This window comes from Achromobacter veterisilvae (genome assembly GCF_037619525.1).
Classification (GTDB): Bacteria; Pseudomonadota; Gammaproteobacteria; order Burkholderiales; family Burkholderiaceae_B; genus Achromobacter; species Achromobacter veterisilvae.
On record NZ_CP148753.1, the window covers coordinates 4,050,501 to 4,070,795 of the forward strand.

Here is a 20,295-nt window from a genome sequence, read left to right on the forward strand (position 1 = left end):
GGCATCCCAGACCGATAACCAGAGGCAGGAGACAATCATGAATACGCAACGACGCGGCGCGCTGGCCGCGCTGCTGGCCGGCGCCATGCTGGGCACGCTGGCATTGCCCGCCCGCGCGGCCGACTGGCCCGCGCAGAAACCGATTTCCTATGTGGTGCCGTTCACCGTCGGCGGTTCGACCGACGTGGTGGGCCGGGTGCTGGCCCAGAAGCTGGGCGACCGCCTGCACCAGAACGTGGTCGTGGAGAACAAGCCCGGCGCGGCCGGCGGCATCGGCGCCACCTATGTCGCCAAGGCGCCGCCCGACGGCTATACGCTGTTCGGCGGCACCATCAGCACGCACGCCATCAACGCCAGCCTGTACAAGAACCTGAAGTACGACCCGGTCAAGGACTTCGAGCCGGTATCGCTGATCGCCTACCTGCCCAACGTGCTGCTGGTGGATCCGAACCTGGGCGTGAATTCGGTGGCAGACCTCATCGCGCTGCTCAAGCGCGACCCGAGCAAGCGCACCTTCGCGTCCTCGGGCGCCGGCACCTCGACGCACCTGGCCGGCGAACTCTTTTCGGGCATGATCGGCGTGCCGCTCACGCACGTGCCGTACAAGGGCACGCCGCCCGCGATGGTGGACGTGTCCTCGGGCGCGGTGACCTTCATGTTCGACCAGATGACGGCGGCGCTGCCGCTGCTGCAGACGGGCAAGCTCAAGCTGCTGGCCGTCACCACCAAGGACCGCATCGCGCTGGCGCCCGAGGTGCCGACCATGCAGGAGGCCGGCGTGCCGGGTTTCCAGATGGCCTCCTGGCAGGCGGTGTACGCGCCCAAGGGCACGCCCAAGCCCATCCTGGACAGGCTGGCCCAGGAGATCGCGCTGATCCTGAAAGAGCCGGACGTGCAGGAGAAGCTGGGCAAGGCCATGGGGATGGAACTGGTCGGCAGCACGCCGGATCAACTGCGCGACCTGATGGCGACTGAAATCCCGCGTTGGGCGGAAGTCGTGAAGCGGTCGGGCGCGACGGTGGAATGACCGGCGGGAGGGGGCGGCCACCGGCCTGGCGCTCGTCCCCGTGTCCGTGTGCGGCGCGATCGCCGCGGGCGGGCCGGGGCGCTTGCCGTTTTCGGGGGGAGGCCGCAAAATAACGCGCGTCTCCGATCATTTCATGCCCTGGCGCGGGCGTTCGCCCATGACCGACTCCACCAGCCTGTTCAACCGCCATCGCGCGCGCCTGCACGCGATCGCCTACCGGATGCTGGGCGCCGTCGCGGAGGCCGAGGACGTGGTGCAGGACACGTGGCTGCGCTGGCACGAAGCGGACCCCGCGGCGCTGGACAATCCCGAAGCCTGGCTGGTGACGGTGGCCACGCGCCTGTCCATCGACCGCCTGCGCGCGGCCAAGGCGCAGCGGGAGAGCTACGTGGGCATCTGGCTGCCCGAACCCGTGCTGATGCCGGCGCCGGCCACGCCCGAGGAAATCCGCGAATTCGCCGATGACGTTTCGGTGGCCTTCCTGTTCATGCTGGAGCGGCTGTCGCCCGAGGCCCGCGCCGCGTTCCTGATGCGCGAGGTGTTCGACGAGGATTACGAGGACGTCGCGCGCACCCTGGGCAAGACCGAGGCCGCCTGTCGCCAGTTGGTGCGGCGCGCCAAGCAGCAGTTGCGGCAGGAGACTCCCCGCCATGCCGTGCCCCGCGAAACGCACCATCGCCTGATGGAGGGCTTCGCCGACGCGATGCGGCGGGGCGACTTCCATGGCCTGCATGCCTTGCTCAACGACAACGCCGAATTGATCGGCGATGGCGGCGGCAAGGTGCCCAGCTTCGCCAGCCTGGTGGGCGGCAAGCGGCTGGCGCAACTGTTCTATGCGGGCAAGAGGCGGTATGGGGACGATCTGCGGGTGGAGGTGGCGCTGGTGAACGGGCAGTGGACGCTGCTGCGCTTCATCGAGGGCAAGCTGGAATCGGTGCAATCCTACGAAACCGACGGCGAACGCATCGTCCGCGTGCTGGTGCAGCGCAACCCGGACAAGCTGGCGCGCGTGGCGGCCAGGTTCGAAGGCTGAGCCGCGGCCGCGCATTGGTGCCGCGCGGACAACATCGTGATCCCGCGCGGGCATCTACCGGGGCGCCGCCGGGTTTCCTACCATGGGCCTGTTTCCACTCACCATCGAGGAAAAGGCCATGTTCAAGATCATAGGAAAGGGGCTGCCCTTCGCCGCCGCCGGCGCGCTGGCGGGCCCGCTGGCGTTTGCCGCGCCGCCGCACGCGGCGGCGCATGCCGGCAAGCCGGCCGACCCCATCGTGACCGAACTGATGACCCGGGACCTGCCCGACATCGCCGGGAAGGACGTGCTCATGATCACGGTGGACTACCCGCCGGGCGCGGCCGATCCGGTCCACCGGCATGATGCGGACAGTTTCATCTACGTCCTGCAAGGCAGTATCGTGATGCAATTGCGGGGCGGCAAGGAAGTGACGCTCAACCCCGGCCAGACTTTCTACGAAGGCCCGAACGACGTCCATACCGTCGGACGCAACGCCAGCCAGACCGAACCGGCCAGGTTCCTGGTCCTGCTGATCAAGAAGCAGGGCGCTCCGGCGGTGCTACCAGCGCTGTAGGATGGGTGGAGCGCGAGAATTCTTAAGAAAGAACTCAAGTATCCAGCGCGCGAAACCCATGCGGCCGTGGGCAGACAATGCCCGGCACCGGCCGGAAAACAACGCAGGTGTCTGACACCCCTGAAACGCCGGTGCAAGCTGAAGCTTGTCTCCTCGGGTGTCAGACACCCGGGGAGGATTTGGGTGACGGTGCAGGTGTCTGACACCCCTGAAACGCCGGTGCAAGCTGAAGCTTGTCTCCTCGGGTGTCAGACACCCGGGGAGGATTTGGGTGACGGTGCAGGTGTCTGACACCCCTGAAACGCCGGTGCAAGCCGAAGCGTTGTCTCCTCGGGTGTCAGACACCCGGGGAGGATTTGGGTGACGGTGCAGGTGTCTGACACCCCTGAAACGTCGGTGCAAGCCGAAGCCTTGTCTCCTCGGGTGTCAGACACCCGGGCAAGCACGCCGGGTGGGATATCTACCGACGTCAGTCCAATCGATTGCGGCAGCATGGGTTGCGCGCGCTGGATACTTGAGTTCTTTCTTAAGAACTCTCGCGCTCCACCCATCCTACTTCCCGCTCGGCGTCACAAAACGGACGGCTGGCGCGTCTTAGGGATATGGACACCAAAAAATCCCCCGCCGACGCTGCCGCCGACCCCCTTGCCGCCCCGGGAACGGGCGCCGATTCGCTGGCGGACAGCTTCGCCACGAGCTATGCCGGCGTCGTGGCCTTTATCGCCGTCGCGTCCGAAGGCAATTTCGCCAAGGCCGGCGATCGCCTGGGCATCGGCCGTTCCGCCGTCAGCCGCAGCGTGCAGAAACTGGAAGACCAACTGGGCATCCGGCTCTTCGTGCGCACCACCCGCAGCACGTCGCTGACCCGCGAGGGCGAACGCTTCTATGAGAATTGCTTCCCGGGCGTCGAACGCATCGTGCAGGCGCTGGACGATATGCGCGAATTGCGCCAGGGGCCGCCTTCCGGCCAACTGCGGGTGTGCTCGACGGTGGGCTTCGGGCGCAAGATCGTCGCGCCGCTGCTGAAGGGATTCCGGGACGCCTATCCGGACATATCGGTGGAACTCATGCTGGACGACGCGTCCACCGACTTCACCAAGGACCGGATCGACGTGTCGTTCCGCAACGGCCGGATGGAGGACAGCCAGGTGATCGCCAAGCAGCTCATTCCCATGCAGATGCTGCTGTGCGCATCGCCCGCCTACGCCGCCGCCCACCCGCTGCCGCGGGAAATCGAGGACCTGGCCGGGCACCGCTGCGTGAATTTCCGGCTGGCGTCGGGGCGCGTGTACGAATGGGAGTTCAAGGTGGGCGGGCACATGCGCAAGTTCGCGCCGCCGGCCATGCTGGCCTTCAACGATGCCGACCTGGTCCTGCAGGCGGTGCTCGACGGCGAGGGCATCGCGCAGATGGCCGGCTACCAGATCAGCGAGCACCTGCGCGCCGGCACGCTGGTGGCCTGCCTGCCGCAATATTCGCCCGACGACCGCGGCCACTACCTTTGCTATCTGAGCCGCCAGCACCTGCCGGGGCGCATCCGCGTGTTCATCGACTACATGACCGCGCGCATCCGCGCGCTGGACCTGCAGAGCCTGGACAGCCAGTTGCTGAAGAACCGCTAGACCGTCAGCACGACCACGCTGTGTATGCCTTGCCGCGCCATCTTGGAATAGGGGCACAGCCGCTCGGTGTTGCGCACCAGTTCCTCGGCCACCGGCCGGTCCAGCCCGGGCAGGCGGATCGTGATGTGCGCGGCCAGGGCGTACAGGCCGTCCACGGGGTCGCGCCCGAACGTGACGGCCGCCTTCACCGTGGCGTCGGGAATCGCCAGGCCGGCCTTGGCCGCAAGAAGGCAAAGCGCGCCGTGGAAGCAGGCGGCGTAGCCGGCCGCGAAGAGCTGTTCGGGGTTGCTGCCGCCGCCGGGGCCGCCGAGTTCGGGCGGCAGCCGCAGGTCGACCTGCAGCGCGCCGTCGTCGGAGCGCGCGATGCCCGAGGCCCGGCCATGCGCGGCTTCGCCTCCCTGCACGGTCACGGTGGCGGTATACAAGGGCTGGAATTCTTCCCCGCGGTACTTGTCCAGCAGGGTCAGGGGAGGAGGTTGCAGTTTGCTCATGAGTGTCCCGTCGGGCCGGCTCCGGGGAAAGTGGCGGCGGCGATCGCCGAAGCCGCCATTTTCGTCCCGTTCGTCTTTACGTTCTTGCGTTCGAACGGCTGAACCATGTTTCGAAGCCGATCTCGCCGAGGCGCGGGCCAGGCCCGGGCACCAGGGTGTCGTCCTCCAGCAGGGCGCCGAAATAGCGCGCCTGCCCGTCCGCCATGACCTTGCGCCCGTCGCCGGACTTGAGCAGATAGCGCTGCACGAGGGCCGCCAGCCGCACCCGCTCGGGGCCGGCGATTTCGATGGTGCCGTTTACCGGCGGAGCCAGCGTGGCGTCGGCCATGGCCAGGGCCACGTCGTCGGAAGCGATGGGCTGCACGTAGGCGGGCGACAGGCGCACCTCTTGGCCCACCGCGCCGGATTGCACGATGCCGCCCAGGAACTCGAAGAACTGGGTGCTGTGGACGATGGTGTACGGGATGCCGGCGGCCTCGATCAGCTTCTCCTGCGCGATCTTGCCGCGGAAGTAGCCGCTTTCGGCCAGGCGGTGCGTGCCCACCACCGACAGCGCTACGTGATGGCGCACGCCGGCCGCGGCTTCGGCCGCCAGCAGGTTGCGGCCCGAGGTCTCGAAGAACTCGAGCACGGCGCGGTCCTCGAAAGAGGGCGAATTGGCGACGTCCACCACGACGTCCACGCCGTCCAGGGCTTCGGCCAGGCCTTCGCCCGTGATGGTGTTCACGCCCGTGGCCGGCGATGCGGCAATGGCGTCGTGGCCGCGCCGGGCCAGGATCTTGACGAGTTTGGAACCGATCAGGCCGGTTCCGCCGATGACGAGGATTTTCATGGCGGTCTCCTTAGTCCAGCTTGGCCTTGTCCAGGCCGTAGGCCTTGTCGGCCGAGCCCGGGACGGTGCGAAAGCCCACGTTCAGGCGGTTCCAGCCATTGATGGCCATGACCGCGAAGCTGAGGTCCGAGATTTCCTGTTCCGAGAACTGCGTGCGCACGCGTTCGTAGATCTCGTCGGGCACGCCCTGCGCGGGCAACTGGGTCAGGACTTCGGTCCAGGCCAGGGCGGCGCGCTCGCGCGGCGAAAACAGCGTGGATTCGCGCCAGATGGCGATGTGGTGCAGGCGCAGTTCGCGTTCGCCGTGGATCTTGGCCTGCTTGACGTGCATGTCCAGGCAGAAGCCGCAGCCGTTCATCTGGGATGCACGGATCTCGACGAGATGCAGGATCGGCGATTCGATGGAGCCCGACTGCAGAAGCATGCCGAATTCGACGAACTTCTTGAACAGTTCAGGGGATTGCGTGAAGGCGTTGACGCGTTGGCTCATGATGATTCCCTCGGTGGGTGGACGCTGCCCGCGGGGGCGGGCCGAAGAGTACGTTGCGGGGGTTCGGGCAACGGACAAATCGTAGGCGTCGAGGGAATCCCGCGGTAGACGCGGCGAGGGGATCACCATGTTGCCTGCGCGGCACCAATCGTCCGCGCACGGAGGGGGCCGGGCGGCCCCGGTCTCAAGGCGCCGGGCGCGGGCTGCCCGCCGGGCCTGGCCGGCGCCGCCGCTTCGGCAGATACAGGTACAGTCCGGTAACCAGCACGGCGATCATCGCCAGGTCCAGCAGGGCCCAGATCACCTTCAGCGGCAGCCCGGCATAGTCGCCGAAATGCAGGGGCCGCGAACCTTCCAGCGCCCACATGTACCAGGGCGGAGGGGCGGCGCTGATGAGGGCGCCGTCATGGATGCGAACGACGACGGGATGCAGCAGATGCCGGGTCAGCGCCGTGCGGCCCTGCATGAACACGGTGTAGGCGCCCTCGGACGAGAACAGCGAGCCGGGCATCGCAAGAAAGCTGACGTCGTGGTCGGGCAGCGTGCGCCGCGCCAGATCGACCGCGGCCTGCAGCGGCCGCGCGGCGGGCGGGCCCGGGGGCGGCGCGGCCGATTGCCGGGCGGCCGCGTGTTCGCGCCAGGCGGCGAAGACAAAGGAATCCAGCGTGTTGATGGCGCCGGTCAGGCCGACCACGGCGGCCCAGGCCAGCAGCACGATGCCCGCCAGATTGTGCAGGTCCAGCATGCGCAGCGGCCGCGAGCGCTGCCTGCGCACGGTGCCGAAGGGAATCTTGCGCATGTAGCGGCCGTACAGCGCCACCCCCGACACGAGCGACGCCAGGAAGAGCGCGCCCATGCCGGCGAGGATCAGGCTGCCGGGCAGCCCCATCAGCATGTCCGTGTGCAGGCGCAGCAGCACGGCCATGGGCCCGCCGTGGCGCCAGTCCTTTTCGCTCCAGGCTTCGCCTGCGATCTCGGGGCCGCGCGCGTCCACCAGCGCGAACGGCTTCTGTCCGGGGGCGCCGGGCGAAAGGCCGAAGCGGTACTGGTCGGGCTCGTCCAGCCAGACGATGAATCGGACCGCGCGCCCGGGATACCGGCCGCGCACGAGTTCGGCCATGGCGTCCACGTCCTGCGCGGGGGCCTCCCGGCGGGAAACCGCCGCGCCGGCGGGCGCATCGAACCAGGCGTCGATCTCGTCGTGGAAGATCAGCGGCAGCCCCGTGATGCACAGCATCAACAGGAAGAGGGTGCACGCCAGGCTGGACCAGGTGTGGATCCATCGCCAGGCGCGCAGTCGCGCGGTGGAATCGTCGTTCATGCGGGGACGGTGGACGGGTTGCGCTACCAGCGGTAGGTCAGGGTGCCGATAACGGTGCGGCCCGCGCCGTAGAAGCACTTGGTCGCCGTGGCGCAGGCGGACACGTATTCCCGGTCGAACAGGTTGCTGGCGTTGATGGCGGCGGTCAGCCCCTTGAGCGACGGGATGCTCTGGCCCAGGTCATAGCGCAGCGCGGCGTCGACGATGGTGAACGACGACACCTTCATCGTGTTGTCCGCGTTGGCGTAGCTGCCGCCCACGTAGCGCACGCCGCCGCCCAGGCTGAGCCCGGCCAGCGCGCCGGCGCGGAACGTGTAGTTGGCCCAGGCGTTGGCGGTGTGGCGCGGCACGTACGTCGGATGCTTGTCCTGCGCGGTGGTGCTGCGGGTGTTGACGTTGTCCATGTAGGTATAGGACGCCAGCAGGTCGAGGTTGCGCGTGAGCGTGGCCTTGCCTTCGAGCTCCAGGCCGCGCGAACGGACTTCGCCCGTCTGGATGCTGTAGTTGGTGTTGGCCGGATCCGTGGTCAGCACGTTGGTCTGCGTCAACTGGTAGACCGCCGCCGTGATGAACGCGTCCTGGCCGGGCGGCTGGTATTTCACGCCGGCTTCGTACTGTTCGCCTTTGGTCGGCTTGAACGGATTGCCGTCGGCGTCGGCGTCGGCGACCGGCTGGAACGAACGCGAATAGCTCAGGTAGGGCGCCACGCCGTTCTCGAATTCATAGACCGTGCCCAGACGCCACGTGAAGGCGCGGTCGGACTGGTCGGTGGACGTGCCGCCGATGCGCTCGCGCCGGTCGTTGCCGGCCCAGTCCTGGCGGATGCCGCCCAGCACCGTCCATTGGCCGATCTTCAATTGGTCCTGCGCATACAGGCCGATCTGGTCCAGGGTCTGCTTGCTGCGCGACGTGATGGCGGGCGTGTCGATCGGCGCGGAGTAGTCGGGCTGGTTGATCGACAGCGACGGCGCGGCGCCCATGCCCTGTTCTTCGCGATAGCTCAGGCGCTGGTAGTCGATGCCGAAGAGCGCCGTGTGCGCGACCGCGCCCGTGTTGAACTTGGCCTGGGCATGGTTGTCCGCCGTGATGGCGTCCATGTTCGCGTAGTTGACGATGGCGCGGCGCATCAGCAGCGGATTGGCCGGGTCGGCGGCGTTCAGGCCGGTGGTGTAGACGCTTTTGTAGTCCACGTCCGTCTGCATATAGCGGAAGTTGGACTGCACCGACCAGACGTCGTCGATCCGGTGGTCCAGCAGGTAGCCGACGGCGGTCTGGGTGCGCTTGAATTCGTCGAACCGGGGCGAGCCGTCGAAGAAGCTGCGGCCGATGCGGCCGCCGCCAGGCAGGTCCTCGACCGTGCCGACGGCGGGCAGGAAGCCGTAGTAGCCGCCATAGGGATCGTGCTGGTACTGCGCCAGTATCGTCAGCGAGGTATCGGCATTGGGCCGGAACGTGACGGCGGGCGCGATCGCCACGCGCTCGTCCTTCTGGTAGTCGATCTGCGTCTTGCCCGTGTGGGCCACGCCGGTCAGGCGGTAGAGCACCTTGCCGGCCTCGTCCACGGGGCCGCCGAAGTCGAAGCCGACCTGGCCGAAGCTGTGGCTGCCCGCCTGCAGCTCGATCTCGTGCAGGGGCGTCGCCGTCGGCTTCTTGCTGACCAGGTTGACCAGGCCGCCGGGCGTGCCCTGGCCGTACAGCACCGAAGAGGGGCCGCGCAGCACTTCGATGCGTTCCAGGTTGTAGGTGTCGATCTGCGGGATGGCGTAGTTGGCGCCCAGCAGGCGCATGCCGTCCTGGTACGAATAGTCGTAGTTGATGCCGCCGCCGAAGCCGCGATAGATCACGGTGTCGTAGCGCGAACCGCCCGCGCCGCGATACTCCGCCGTGAGCCCGGGGGTATAGCGCAAGGCCTGCCGCACGTTCTGCGCGGCCTGGTCGTCCATCTGCCGGCGCGTGACCACCGAAATGGATTGCGGCGTTTCCAGCAGGAGGGCGTCGGTCTTGGTGCCGGCGGCGGAAGCGTCGGCCACGTAGCCGGCGGTTTCGAACGCGCCCTGGACCTTGATGGGGTCCAGCGTGGCGGCCCCGGAGGCCTCCGCGGGCAGCGGCGACACGATCAGCGTGTTGCCGCTGCGGCGGTAGCCCAGTCCGGAGCCCGCCAGCAGGCGCGCCACGGCTTCGTCGCGGGTGTAGCTGCCGCGCAGGGCGGGCGCGGTCTTGCCGCGCGCGATGTCGCCGCTCATCACAAGCTGCACGCCGGTCGCCTCGGTGTAGGAAAGCAGGGCGCTGGCCAGCGGCTGGCTCGGAATATCGAAACTCTGCCGCGCCGCGGCCGCGCTGGCGGCGGCGGCCTGGGCGTGCGCGGCGGACGGGGCGCCGCCCCATGCGGTAACGGCGAGGAGCGCCGCGGCCAGCAGGCTGGGACGGTGGCGGCCGAAGCGCGCGCGCGCGCCGGAATGGCGAAGAGGATAGGGTTGGTGTGCGGCCGGCATGTGCGGTTGCCCTTGTTCGTGGTTCGGTGTCGCGAGGGCGCCTGGCGCGTCCTCTCTCTGTCAAACACCCGGCGGCGCGGAACCAATGATCGAACGGGGCGGAAAGATGGTAACTAAAAGTAACCTTCCGACTGGCGGGCGTAGCTAACGGGCGTAGACCAGCGTGGCGTATCCGGCCACGACGCGCAGGCGGATGGGGAAGGTCTCCGCCAGGCCGCGCAAGGCTTCCTGCGGATCCGAGACATGGAACGCCGCCGTGACGGGCAGGGCGCCCACGCCCGCGTCCATCAGGAAGATCGGGCCGCGCTGATAGCGTTGCAGTTCGGCCAGGACGGTCGCCAGCGGAACGTCGTTGAACACCAGCCGGTCCTGCCGCCAGGCCAGCGTGGCGGCCTGGTCGAACCGGACGGGCGCCGCGCCGCCGGATTCGCCGTATTGCATCTGCCAGCCGGCGGCGACGGTGACGGCCGCGGCGCCGGGGCGCGGCCGCACGGCCACGGCATGTTCGGTCACGGAGACGGTGACGATGCCGTCCAGCAGCTTGACGTCGAACTGGGTGCCCAGCGCCGTGGTGACGCCGTCGCCCGCCTGCACGGAAAACCGGCGGGCGGCGTCGGCCGCCACCTGGAAATAGGCCTGGCCGCGATGCAGGGTCACGTGGCGGCGTCCGGCGTCGAAACTGACCGACAGCGCCGAGTCGCTGCCCAGCTCGACGGCGCTGCCGTCGGCAAGCACGATGCGGCGGCGTTCGCCCACGCCGCTGCGATAGTCCGCCAGGAAGTGCTGGCGCGACAGGACGTAGAGGGCGGGCACGGCCGCCAGCGCGGCCAGCGCGCCCAGCACCGCGCGGCGGCGCTGCATGCGCCGGGCGGCGGGGCGCACCAATTCGAAGCGGTTCCACAGCGCCTGCGCGCGCGCATAGGCGGCGGGATGGGCCGGGTCTTCGTCCAGCCAGCGCGCGAACGCGCGGCGGTCCTGCTCGGCGGCATCTTCGTCGTTCAGGCGCGCCAGCCATTCCAGCGCGACGAGATAGACCGGGTCTTGGGCGGGATGGGTCATGGGCTCAGGCGGCGGGCGGCGAATCCAGCAAGGCGTCCAACTGTGCCATGGCGGCCACGACTTGCGAGATCACGGTGTTGCGGCTGGTGCCCATGCGTTCGGCGATTTCGTCATAGGACAAGCCTTCGATGCGCTTAAGCACGAAGGCCTGGCGGCGGCGTTCGGGCAAGGCCGCGATCGCTTCGAGCAACCGTTGCAGTTCGCGCCGGTACATCACGATCGTCTCGGGCGTGGGCCGGGAGTCGGCGATGTGTTCGACCTCCAGCCCCGCCAGTTCGACGTCCGCGCGGCGCCGGGCGTCGCGCAGATGGTTCAGCGCCAGGTTGTGCGCGGCCTGCTTGATGTAGCCCGCGTTCACCTGGGCGCCGTCGCCGCCCCTGCGCAACAGGTTCACGAAGGCTTGCTGCACCACGTCCTCGGCCGCGCCGTGATTGCCGACGATGCGGCGCACGAACGCGCGCAGGCGCCTGACTTCGGCTTGGTAGAGGGTGGCGATATCGCCGGCAGGCACATTCATGAAAGACGCGGCGGGGCGGGCCCGCGGTGAGGGTGTACCAAATACGATTGACAATGGTTCTCAATTATAGCGAGGTTCTTTGCTCATGCCCGGTTTGCGGCCCGATCGCGCGCATCGCCGGGCATTTTCACATTGCGTATTGGTATTTGTTGGGCATGTTGCGCGCCCCTATCCTGTTTTCACCGATATCCATAGGGGCAGGCACATGACCACACTCGAACGCACGCGGCTGGATATCCGGCCGCTTTCCGTCTTCACCGGCGCCGAGATCCACGGCGTGGACCTCAGGCAGCCATTGGCGCAGGACGAGATCGACCAGATCAAGGCGGCGCTGCGGCGCTGGAAGGTCGTGTTCTTCCGCGACCAGCACATCGACCATGCGCAGCACCTGGCGTTCGCGCAGCATTTCGGGCGGCCGACGTCGGCGCATCCCTACGACGCCAACCCGCCCGAAGGCTATCCGCAGATCCGCACGATTTCCTCCAAGTCCACCGTCGGCCGGCGCGGCGAGCGCTGGCACACCGACGTGACGGGCGTGGTCAATCCGCCCGCGGCTTCCATCCTGCGCGCGGGCAGGCAAGTGCCCGAATATGGCGGCGATACCGTGTTCACCAATCTCGAGGTGGCGTACCGGCACCTGTCGCCCGCGGTGCGCGCGCTGGCAGACGGGCTGTGGGCGCGGCATCAGTTCGGCGGCTACAACGGCGACCTGGACAACCAGAGCCTGTACGCGCAACGGGTGCAGGCCAGCCCGCTGGTGTCCGAGCACCCCGTGGTGCGGGTGCTGCCCGACACGGGCGAACGCGTGCTGTTCGTCAACCCGGGCTTCACGCGGCGCATCAAGGACGTGAGCGAAGAGGAAAGCCGCCACTTGCTGAACCTGTTCTTCGACGAAATCACGCGGCCGGAGTACACGGTGCGTTTCCGCTGGCAGCCCGGCAGCATCGCCTTCTGGGACAACCGCGCCACGGCGCACCAGGGGCCGGGGGATTTCGCCTACCTGGACGTGGAGCGGGTGCTGTACCGCATCACGCTGGAGGGCGACGTGCCGGCGGGCATCGACGGCCGCCATTCCAATGCGGTGCTGGGCAAGCCGTTCAGCGCCTTCGGCATCGACACCGGAGCGGCCGCATGAGCATCGAGCGCAAAGCCATTGTCCGCGGAGGGCTGGGGCTGCTGGCCGCCGTGGTGCTGGGCGTGGGCCTGCTCGGCAATTTCGCCGGTTCGGCGCCCGTGCCCGGCGAAGACGCCAACCGCTACCCGAACCGGCCGGTCAAGATCATCGTGCCGGTGTCGGCCGGCGGCAGCGCCGACAAGCTGGCGCGCACCGTCGCGCAGAAGCTGGGCGAGAAGTGGAACCAGAGCGTGGTGGTCGAGAACCAGCCCGGCGGCAGCAGCGCCATCGGCAACGCCGCCGTGGCCCATGCGCGCGGCGACGGCTATACCTTGCTGCTGGCCGGCGACGCGCTGTCGCTCAACGCCTTGCAGCCGGGCAAGCTTTCCTACGATCCCCTGCGGGATCTGCGGGGCGTGACCAAGGCCGTCGTCAATCCGCAGTTGCTGGTGGTGCGTCCCGGCCTCGGCGTGCGGACCTTCCAGGAGTTCGTGGAACTGGTGCGGCGCCGGCCGGGCGAGATTTCGTTGGCCTTGCCGGGCGGCGCCGGCAGTCTGCAGCACCTGGCGGTGGAACTGCTGAACGAGCGCATCGGCGCCAAGACCAACCAGATCCCTTACCCCGGCGGCGGGCCAGCCACGCTGGACGTGCTGGGCGGCCACGTGGACGCCATGCTGATCACCCTGGCCGCGGCCACCGAGAACGTGCGCAGCGGCAAGCTGGTGGCGCTGGCCGTCACCACGCCGTACCGCTCCAAGGCGCTGCCGGACGTGCCCACCGTCCAGGAAGCCGGGCTGGCGGACTATACGGTCGAAAGCTGGCAGGGCTTTTCCGTGCCGGCTTCCACGCCGCGCGCCATCGTGGACCGCATCCACCGCGACGTGGTGGCGGTGCTGCGCGAGCCGGACACGTCCGCGCTGCTGGAGAACCTGGGCTTCACCATCGCCGCCAGCACGCCCGAGGCCGTGGACCAGACGGTGCGCGACGACATCGCCACCTACCGGCGCGTGATCGTCTCGGCGGACGTGCAACTGAAATAGCCGCGCCGCCGGACTCATATTGATATCTGAAACGCTTCTTTGCCTTGGCGTCCGGCTGCACGCAGCATGGAGGTCCGTTCACTGCACACGACACAACGATATGGCTATCCGCAAGACACCGGGCGCGGCCCGGACCGCATTGTTCCTGGCGCTGGCCCTCGCGGCCGGCGCGGCGCACGCCGACGCGACCCTGGACAAGGTCAAGGAACGCGGCACGATCACCATCGGCGTGCTGGCCAACGGCGGCGTATTCGGTTCGCTCGATCCCGCCACGCAGCAACTGGTGGGCTGGAACCCGGAACTGGCGCGCGAACTCGCCAAGGGCCTGGGCGTGAAGGCCGAACTGGTGCAGGTGCAGACCGCGACGCGCACGCAGTTCCTGATATCGGGCAAGGTGGATCTGCTGATCGCCTCCATGGAACTGAATCCGGAGCGCGCCGAGATCCTGGGGTATGCGCCCACGCCATTCTTCCGGGTCGGCGGGGCCGCCGCCACGCTGAAGACCAGCGGCATCGCCAAGTGGGAAGACCTGCGCGGCAAGCCGGTGTGCGTGTCGCAGGGCAGCAGCTTCGCGCGTCCGCTGTCGGCCGACTACGGCGCGCAGGTCAAGGGCTACAAGAGTTCGTCGGATTCGCTGCTGGCGCTGCGCGGCGGGCAATGCGTGGCGGCGGTGCACGACTCCACCCTGATCCATCCCTTGCTGCGCAGCAACCCCGAATGGGCGGACTACCACGCGCCCATCGCCACCGAAGTGCTGCCCGCCAATTCCGTCGTCTGGACCCGCAAGGGCGAGGCCGACACGATCGCCGCCGTGGACAAGGTGGTGCAGGACTGGCATCGCAGCGGCTGGCTGATCGCCACCGAGAAGCGCCTGGGCATCGAACCGCCGCAGCCGCTGCTGGAAGAGCTGCACGCGAAATACAAGCAGGGCAGTTGAGCGCGGGAGGCGGCGGCATGATCGAGTCCGCGTTGCGGGCCTGGGTGGCTTTCTTCAAGCCCCTGGGCCTGAACTACAGTTTCGTGCTGGATCCCGGCGAGCTGGCCGCGTTCGGCCATGGCCTGCTGGTGACCTTGCAGTTGTGCGCCTGGACCATTCCGGCGAGCCTGCTGTTCGGCTTCCTGATCGCTGCCGGCCTGACCAGCGGCCGGGCCTGGCTGGCGCGGCCGCTGCAGGCCTTCGTGGAAGTCACCCGCAATACGCCCACGCTGGTGCAGTTGTACTGCGCCTTCCTGGTCCTGAACATGCTGATCACGCAGAAGCTGGGCGGCGGCAACCCCGTCACGCCGTTCGCCTGGGTAGTGATCGTGGTGGCGCTGCACAAGGGCGTGTTCCATGCCGAGGCCCTGCGCGCCGGCATCCAGGCCGTGCCGGGGGTGACGATGGAGGCGGCGCGGTCGCTGGCGTTTTCGCGCGGCCAGATCCTGGTCCAGGTGCAACTGCCGCTGGCGCTGCGCTTCGCGCTGCCGGCGCTGGTCAACAACCTGGTGGACCTGGTGAAGATGACCGCGATCGCCTCGGCGATCGCCGTGGGCGACGTGACCTACGAATCCATCATGATCTGGTCGTACCGGGACAATGTGCTGGAGCTGCTGCTGCTGATCCTGCTGTACTTCGGCCTGCTGACGTGGCTGGTCGGCGCGGGCGGGCGCTGGCTGGAGGAACGATTGAGGATGCCCGGCTATGGCCAATGATCTGGCCTGGAACAGGGACGGCGGCGCGGCGCCGCGGTCGCGGCCCCTGGCGCTGCTGCGCGATCCGTGGGTGATCCTCCTGCTGGCGCTGGCGGCGCTGGGCCTCGCCTGGGCGGCCACCGGCACCGCGCCGGCCGCCGTGCGGGCGCTGTGGCAGTGGTCGCCCGCGCTGCTGCGCGGGCTGGGGGTCAACATCCAGATCAGCGTGCTGGCCATGGCGCTGGGGACGATCGCCGGGCTGGCGGTGGGCGCGTTGTCGCTGTCGCCGTCATGGCTGCTGCGGCGCCTGACGCGGGCCTACGTGCTGCTGTTCCGCAATGCGCCGATCCTGGTGCTGGTGTATTTCACGACCTACGTGTTCCCATTCGAACTGGGCGTCGGGCGCTGGAGCGTGCCGTTTCCGGACTGGATCAAGGTCGTGATCGGCCTGGGCCTGCCGGCCAGCGCCAACGTGGCGGAGATCTTCCGCGGGGCGATCCAGTCGATCCCCAGCGCGCAATGGGAAGCCGCCCAGTCGCTGGCGTTCCGCCGCGCCCAGATCTTCCGCATGATCGTGCTGCCGCAATGCGTGCGCCGGATGCTGCCCTCGTGGATGAACCTGTACGCCAGCATCACGATGAGCACGTCGCTGGCCTCGCTGGTGGGGGTGCACGACCTGGTCGACACGGCCACCGTGGCCAGTAACACCGTGGCCCGCACCGACTTCACCATCCTGGTCTATTTCACGCTATTGGCGCTTTTCTTCGCCTATTGCTATCCCATCGCGCGTTGGACGCGGTATCTGGAACGACGCCATGAGCATCATTGATTTCGAGGCGGAGCCCGCGCCGCTGGTCAGCCTGAGCGACGTGCACCTGGCCTTCGGCGAGACCGAAGTGCTCAAGGGCATCGACGTCGAGGTCAAGCAGGGCCAGGCGGTGTCGATCATCGGCCCCTCCGGGTCGGGCAAGTCGACCATCCTGCGCTGCATCACCGGCCTGCTGCGTCCGCAGCGCGGCGCGATCGAGGTCGGCGGCGTGCGCGTCGACCGCCTGAAGACGGAAGCCGAACTGATCGGCCTGCGCCGGCGGGTGGGCTTCGTCTTCCAGCAATACAACCTGTTCCCGCACCTGAGCGTGCTGCAGAACCTGGTGATCTCGCCGGTCAAGGTGGGCGGCGAGCCGCGCGCGCAGGCCGAGGCCCGGGCGCGCGAACTGCTGGCCAAGGTGCGCATGGAACACAAGGAAAACGCCTACCCGGGCGAGCTGTCGGGAGGGCAGCAGCAGCGCGTGGCGATCGCGCGCGCGCTGGCGCTGCGGCCCGAACTGATCCTGTTCGACGAAGTGACCTCCGCGCTGGACCCCGAGATGGTCGGGGAAGTCCTGACCGTGATCCGCGACCTGGTGCAGGACGGCCTGACCTGCATGCTGGTCACGCACGAAATGCGCTTCGCCGAAGAAGTGAGCGACACCGTGTACTTCACGGAGGCGGGGCGCATCGTCGAGTCCGGCCCGCCCGCGCGCCTGTTCGGAGCGCCCGCGAGCGAGCGCACGCGCGCCTTCTTGCAGCGTTCGTCCGGCGCTTCGGCGGCGCGCAAGGCCGCGCCCGATCCCATCGAAACCTATTTGACCTTCGACCCGCTGCGTCTCGCAGTGTGACCGCTACTGGAGCCGTCCATGACCCTAGAATCCCCGATCGCCGCCGAACGTCGCCTGCAGGTGCAGGCGGCCCTGTCCGATATCCAGGCCCTGCTGCCGGCCGCCGGCGCCGTGACGCGCGAGCACCTGGCCGCCGTCACGACCCGGCTGGAGCGGCTGGCGCAGCGGCGCGAGCTGTTTCCCGTGTCGGACTTTCCGCCGCCGGCCGCGGGGCAGGGCGTGGGCGCGTCCACGCGCTACCGGCTGAATCCGGACGACGCCGCGGACGCGCCCGCGCTGTACCTGAACTCCATCAATCCCGGCAAGACCACCTTGCCGCACAACCACACGACCTGGGCCTGCATCGTGGCGCTGTCGGGGCAGGAACTGAACCGCGTGTACCGCCGCAGCGACGACGGGTCCCGGGCCGGCCGCGCCACGCTGGAACAACTGCGCGAGGTCGTGGTGCAGCCGGGGCAGTCGGTTTCTTTCCTGTCGGATGACATCCACAGCATCCACGTCACGGGCGACACGCCGACGCTGCATTTCCATCTTTACGGCCAGCCGCTGGAAACGTTGTCCGGCCGGATCGGCATCGACCTCGCCACGGGCGAGATCGTGAACTACAACGCCACGCAGATGAAGCCGGGCCAGGAGGTGCGCGCATGAGCCTCACTCAAGCCCGCGTCCAGACCCGGCTGGTGCACGCCGGATCGCCCGAACTGAAGCAGGGGGCCGGTCCGGTGAACGTGCCGGTCGTGCGCACCAGCACCGTGCGCTTTGCCGATACCGCCACGCAAGCCGCCCTGGGCCGGCAGCGCGCGGCCGGCGAGCGCGTGGCCACCTATGGCCGCCACGGCCTGGATACGCACCAGGCGCTGGAAGAGGCGGTGGCGTCGCTGGAAGGCGGTTACCGCAGCGTGCTGGCGCCCTCCGGGCTGTCGGCCATCGTGCTGGTGCTGCTGGCGACGCTGGCGCCGGGCGACCATGCGCTGGTGTCGGACGGCGTCTATTCGCCCGTGCGCAAGGTCGACCGCGCGCTGCTGCAGCGTTATGGGATAGAGGTGGAGTACTTCTCCGCCGCGCGCGACGAGCTGGAGCCCCTGATCCGCCCGAACACGCGGCTGCTGTACCTGGAGTCGCCCGGTTCGCTGCTGTACGAAGTGCTGGACCTGCCGGCGCTGGCCGCCGTGGCGCGGCGCCATGGCGTGCTGGTGGCGGCCGACAACACCTGGAGCGGCGGCCTCTACTATCAGCCGCTGGCGCTGGGCGCGCACATTTCCATCCAGGCCGCGACCAAGTACCTGGCGGGCCATTCGGACGTGATGATGGGCGTCGTGACGGTGGACGGCCCGGATCTCGCCAGGCAGATCGGCGCGACGTTCGACGCGCTGGGCCTGGCGGTCGGGGCGGACGATGCCTACCTGACCTTGCGCGGATTGCGCACGCTGGACGTGCGGCTGGCGCGCCACCACGAGAACGCGCTGGCCGTGGCCCGCTACCTGGCGGGGCAGGCGGACGTGGCGCGCGTGTATTACCCGGCGCTGGAACAGGACCCCGGCCACGCGCTGTGGCGGCGGGACTTCAGCGGCGCGAGCGGCCTGGTGTCGTTCGCGTTCAGGGACACCGACCCGGCCGCCGCGGCCCGCTTCATCGACGCGCTGCGCTACTTCGCCATCGGCGCGTCCTGGGGCGGCTACGAAAGCCTGGCGCTGGAGGCGGCGCCCGAGCGGCTGGCCGAGCACGGCAACTGGCGGGAAAGCGGCCTGGAGCGGCAATCGGTGGCGCGCCTGCACATCGGCCTGGAAAGCCCGCTGGACCTGATCGAGGACCTTGAGCGCGCTTTCGGCGCAACCCGCGACGCCTTGCGCCGCAGCGCCTGAGGCATATGCAAATAAGCGCGTTTCTTTAGGGCTTCCGGCTATGTAGAAGCAACTTCATCCTCTTTGTCCGGCGGTGCCTTCGGGCACTAGAATTTGCCTTGTTCCATGTTGGCGGCAGGGCATGTCTTCTCTTTCGATTGAATCGGTACAGCTTCCCTTCCTTGCGCAGCGGCTGGACGCCGTGCGCGAGTTCTATCACCGCGTCATCGGCCTGGATGAGGTCGCCTGCGGCGACGGCCAGCGCCTGCGCTTCGCGCTGGGCGAGGCGACGCTGTCGCTCTCGCCCGTGGACGAGGTCAGCCGGGCCGTCAGGCCCGACTACCTGGCGATCAAGACTCGCGCCTACGACGATATCCTGGCGCGCCTGACGCGGGCCGGGCACCATCCCGTCTGTTCGCTGCCCGAGGCCTCGCCCCGGGTGATGTACGTGAAAGACCCGTCCGGCAACCAGTTGGCCTTCCTGGGCTGAGGCGCGCGATGAATTTCCAGCAACTGCGGTCCGTCCGCGAGGCCGTGCGCCAGGATTTCAACCTGACCGACGTCTCCGAAAGCCTGCACACGTCGCAGCCCGGCGTCAGCCGCCAGATCCGCGAACTCGAGGAAGAGGTCGGCGTGGATATTTTCGTGCGTTCGGGCAAGCGGCTGATCGGCCTGACTCCGCCCGGCGAACTGATCCTGCCGCTGGTCGAGCAGATTCTGCAATGCGCCGACAATATCCGTCACGCGGGCGCGGAGTACGCGGACAGCCGCACAGGCGTGCTGTCGATCGCGGCCACGCACTCGCAGGCGCGCTACGCCTTGCCGCCCGTCATCAAGGAGTTCCGCCAGCGCTATCCCGACGTCGTGCTGCACCTGCACCAGGGGTCGCCCAAGCAGGTGTCGGAGATGCTGCTTGAAGGAGAGGCCGACATCGGCGTGGCGACGGAAGCCGTGGCCGACTATCCCGGGCTCGTCAACCTGCCGTGCTATCGCTGGAGCCACAGCATCATCGTGCCCCGCGGCCATGCGCTGGAGCGGCAGCAGGACGGCGTCACCCTGTCGCAGTTGTCGCGCTATCCCATCATTACCTACGGCCGCGGCTACACCGGAAGGGCGCACATCGACGAGGCCTTCGCGCGCGCAGGCATCACGCCCGACATCGTCATGACCGCGATGGACGCGGACGTGATCAAGACCTATGTGGAACTGGAGCTGGGCGTGGGCATCGTGGCCGCGGTGGCCTGGGATGCCGAGCGCGACACGCGGCTGCGCGCCATCGACGCCCGCCACCTGTTCGAGATCAACCTGACGCGGCTGGCGATACGCCGCGGCGCGTGGCTGCGCGGCTATGCGTTCCATTTCATCGAGCTGTTCGTGCCGACGCTGACGCGCGAACTCGTCGAACGCGAGCTAAAGGGCGAGGCCTGAACGCAGCGCCCGGCGCATATCCATAGACGCATTTCTACGTTGTCCGGCCCTGGCCGGGCAGGTAGCCTGGGCTGCTTGTCCATCCGGAAGTCCAGACCCCCTT

Annotated in this window: 22 protein-coding genes; 15 read left to right on the forward strand and 7 right to left on the reverse strand. The window is 68.4% G+C overall.

Annotated features, from left to right (window positions below; translation table 11 throughout):
- The first annotated feature begins 37 nt into the window (after positions 1 to 37).
- From WHX56_RS18835 to WHX56_RS18850, 5 genes are all read left to right on the forward strand, one after another.
- A complete protein-coding gene (locus WHX56_RS18835; RefSeq protein WP_338878628.1) occupies positions 38 to 1,027 on the forward strand; it encodes a tripartite tricarboxylate transporter substrate binding protein in 990 nt (329 codons plus the stop codon).
- Positions 1,028 to 1,184: 157 nt separating this feature from the next.
- Positions 1,185 to 2,060, forward strand: a complete 876-nt coding sequence (locus WHX56_RS18840) for an RNA polymerase sigma-70 factor (RefSeq protein ID WP_129238887.1) — start codon at positions 1,185 to 1,187, stop codon at positions 2,058 to 2,060.
- Between the two features lie 36 nt (positions 2,061 to 2,096).
- Positions 2,097 to 2,405: a hypothetical protein gene (locus WHX56_RS30490; RefSeq protein WP_422393605.1), complete on the forward strand. Its 309-nt coding sequence runs from the start codon at positions 2,097 to 2,099 to the stop codon at positions 2,403 to 2,405.
- Positions 2,311 to 2,616, forward strand: a complete 306-nt coding sequence (locus tag WHX56_RS18845) for a cupin domain-containing protein (RefSeq protein ID WP_422393665.1) — start codon at positions 2,311 to 2,313, stop codon at positions 2,614 to 2,616. The genes WHX56_RS30490 and WHX56_RS18845 overlap by 95 nt, the downstream gene beginning before the upstream one ends.
- Before the next feature lie 602 nt (positions 2,617 to 3,218).
- Complete coding sequence (locus WHX56_RS18850; RefSeq protein ID WP_338878629.1) at positions 3,219 to 4,238, forward strand: LysR family transcriptional regulator; 1,020 nt, start codon at positions 3,219 to 3,221, stop codon at positions 4,236 to 4,238.
- Here the strand turns inward: WHX56_RS18850 and WHX56_RS18855 are convergent.
- From WHX56_RS18855 to WHX56_RS18885, 7 genes are all read right to left on the reverse strand, one after another.
- A complete protein-coding gene (locus WHX56_RS18855) occupies positions 4,235 to 4,729 on the reverse strand; it encodes an Ohr family peroxiredoxin (RefSeq protein ID WP_129238884.1) in 495 nt (164 codons plus the stop codon). The genes WHX56_RS18850 and WHX56_RS18855 overlap by 4 nt on opposite strands.
- A gap of 76 nt (positions 4,730 to 4,805) precedes the next feature.
- Positions 4,806 to 5,561 carry an SDR family oxidoreductase gene (locus WHX56_RS18860; RefSeq protein ID WP_338878630.1) on the reverse strand — a complete coding sequence of 252 codons (756 nt, stop codon included), beginning with the start codon at positions 5,559 to 5,561 and terminating at the stop codon, positions 4,806 to 4,808.
- Between the two features lie 10 nt (positions 5,562 to 5,571).
- Entirely contained in the window at positions 5,572 to 6,051 is a 480-nt protein-coding gene (locus tag WHX56_RS18865; protein ID WP_129238882.1) for a carboxymuconolactone decarboxylase family protein, read from the reverse strand.
- Between the two features lie 184 nt (positions 6,052 to 6,235).
- Positions 6,236 to 7,372 carry a PepSY-associated TM helix domain-containing protein gene (locus tag WHX56_RS18870; protein ID WP_338878631.1) on the reverse strand — a complete coding sequence of 379 codons (1,137 nt, stop codon included), beginning with the start codon at positions 7,370 to 7,372 and terminating at the stop codon, positions 6,236 to 6,238.
- A 23-nt stretch (positions 7,373 to 7,395) separates the two neighbouring features.
- Complete coding sequence (locus WHX56_RS18875) at positions 7,396 to 9,864, reverse strand: TonB-dependent siderophore receptor (protein WP_338878632.1); 2,469 nt, start codon at positions 9,862 to 9,864, stop codon at positions 7,396 to 7,398.
- A gap of 144 nt (positions 9,865 to 10,008) precedes the next feature.
- Positions 10,009 to 10,923, reverse strand: a complete 915-nt coding sequence (locus WHX56_RS18880) for a FecR family protein (RefSeq protein ID WP_338878633.1) — start codon at positions 10,921 to 10,923, stop codon at positions 10,009 to 10,011.
- A gap of 4 nt (positions 10,924 to 10,927) precedes the next feature.
- Entirely contained in the window at positions 10,928 to 11,440 is a 513-nt protein-coding gene (locus WHX56_RS18885; protein WP_338878634.1) for an RNA polymerase sigma factor, read from the reverse strand.
- A gap of 205 nt (positions 11,441 to 11,645) precedes the next feature.
- On the opposite strand from WHX56_RS18885, the gene WHX56_RS18890 reads away from it, so the two are divergent.
- The 10 genes from WHX56_RS18890 (at position 11,646) to WHX56_RS18935 (ending at position 20,192) form a co-directional block, all read left to right on the forward strand.
- Positions 11,646 to 12,575, forward strand: a complete 930-nt coding sequence (locus WHX56_RS18890) for a TauD/TfdA dioxygenase family protein (protein WP_129238877.1) — start codon at positions 11,646 to 11,648, stop codon at positions 12,573 to 12,575.
- Positions 12,572 to 13,594 carry a Bug family tripartite tricarboxylate transporter substrate binding protein gene (locus WHX56_RS18895; protein ID WP_287753472.1) on the forward strand — a complete coding sequence of 341 codons (1,023 nt, stop codon included), beginning with the start codon at positions 12,572 to 12,574 and terminating at the stop codon, positions 13,592 to 13,594. The genes WHX56_RS18890 and WHX56_RS18895 overlap by 4 nt, the downstream gene beginning before the upstream one ends.
- A gap of 100 nt (positions 13,595 to 13,694) precedes the next feature.
- Entirely contained in the window at positions 13,695 to 14,531 is an 837-nt protein-coding gene (locus WHX56_RS18900; protein WP_129238875.1) for a transporter substrate-binding domain-containing protein, read from the forward strand.
- Positions 14,532 to 14,548: 17 nt separating this feature from the next.
- Positions 14,549 to 15,286 (forward strand): amino acid ABC transporter permease, encoded by a 738-nt coding sequence (locus WHX56_RS18905; protein WP_338878635.1) that lies wholly within the window; start codon positions 14,549 to 14,551, stop codon positions 15,284 to 15,286.
- Positions 15,276 to 16,094: an amino acid ABC transporter permease gene (locus WHX56_RS18910; RefSeq protein ID WP_338878636.1), complete on the forward strand. Its 819-nt coding sequence runs from the start codon at positions 15,276 to 15,278 to the stop codon at positions 16,092 to 16,094. Before WHX56_RS18905 ends, WHX56_RS18910 begins: the two co-directional genes overlap by 11 nt.
- A complete protein-coding gene (locus tag WHX56_RS18915; RefSeq protein WP_338878637.1) occupies positions 16,081 to 16,923 on the forward strand; it encodes an amino acid ABC transporter ATP-binding protein in 843 nt (280 codons plus the stop codon). Before WHX56_RS18910 ends, WHX56_RS18915 begins: the two co-directional genes overlap by 14 nt.
- Before the next feature lie 18 nt (positions 16,924 to 16,941).
- On the forward strand, positions 16,942 to 17,571 hold the full coding sequence (locus WHX56_RS18920) for a cysteine dioxygenase family protein (RefSeq protein WP_129238871.1): 630 nt from the start codon (positions 16,942 to 16,944) through the stop codon (positions 17,569 to 17,571).
- Positions 17,568 to 18,785: a cystathionine beta-lyase gene (metC, locus tag WHX56_RS18925; RefSeq protein WP_129238870.1), complete on the forward strand. Its 1,218-nt coding sequence runs from the start codon at positions 17,568 to 17,570 to the stop codon at positions 18,783 to 18,785. The genes WHX56_RS18920 and metC overlap by 4 nt, the downstream gene beginning before the upstream one ends.
- A gap of 121 nt (positions 18,786 to 18,906) precedes the next feature.
- Complete coding sequence (locus tag WHX56_RS18930) at positions 18,907 to 19,254, forward strand: VOC family protein (RefSeq protein WP_129238869.1); 348 nt, start codon at positions 18,907 to 18,909, stop codon at positions 19,252 to 19,254.
- An 8-nt stretch (positions 19,255 to 19,262) separates the two neighbouring features.
- On the forward strand, positions 19,263 to 20,192 hold the full coding sequence (locus WHX56_RS18935) for a CysB family HTH-type transcriptional regulator (RefSeq protein WP_129238868.1): 930 nt from the start codon (positions 19,263 to 19,265) through the stop codon (positions 20,190 to 20,192).
- The last annotated feature ends 103 nt before the right edge of the window (positions 20,193 to 20,295 follow it).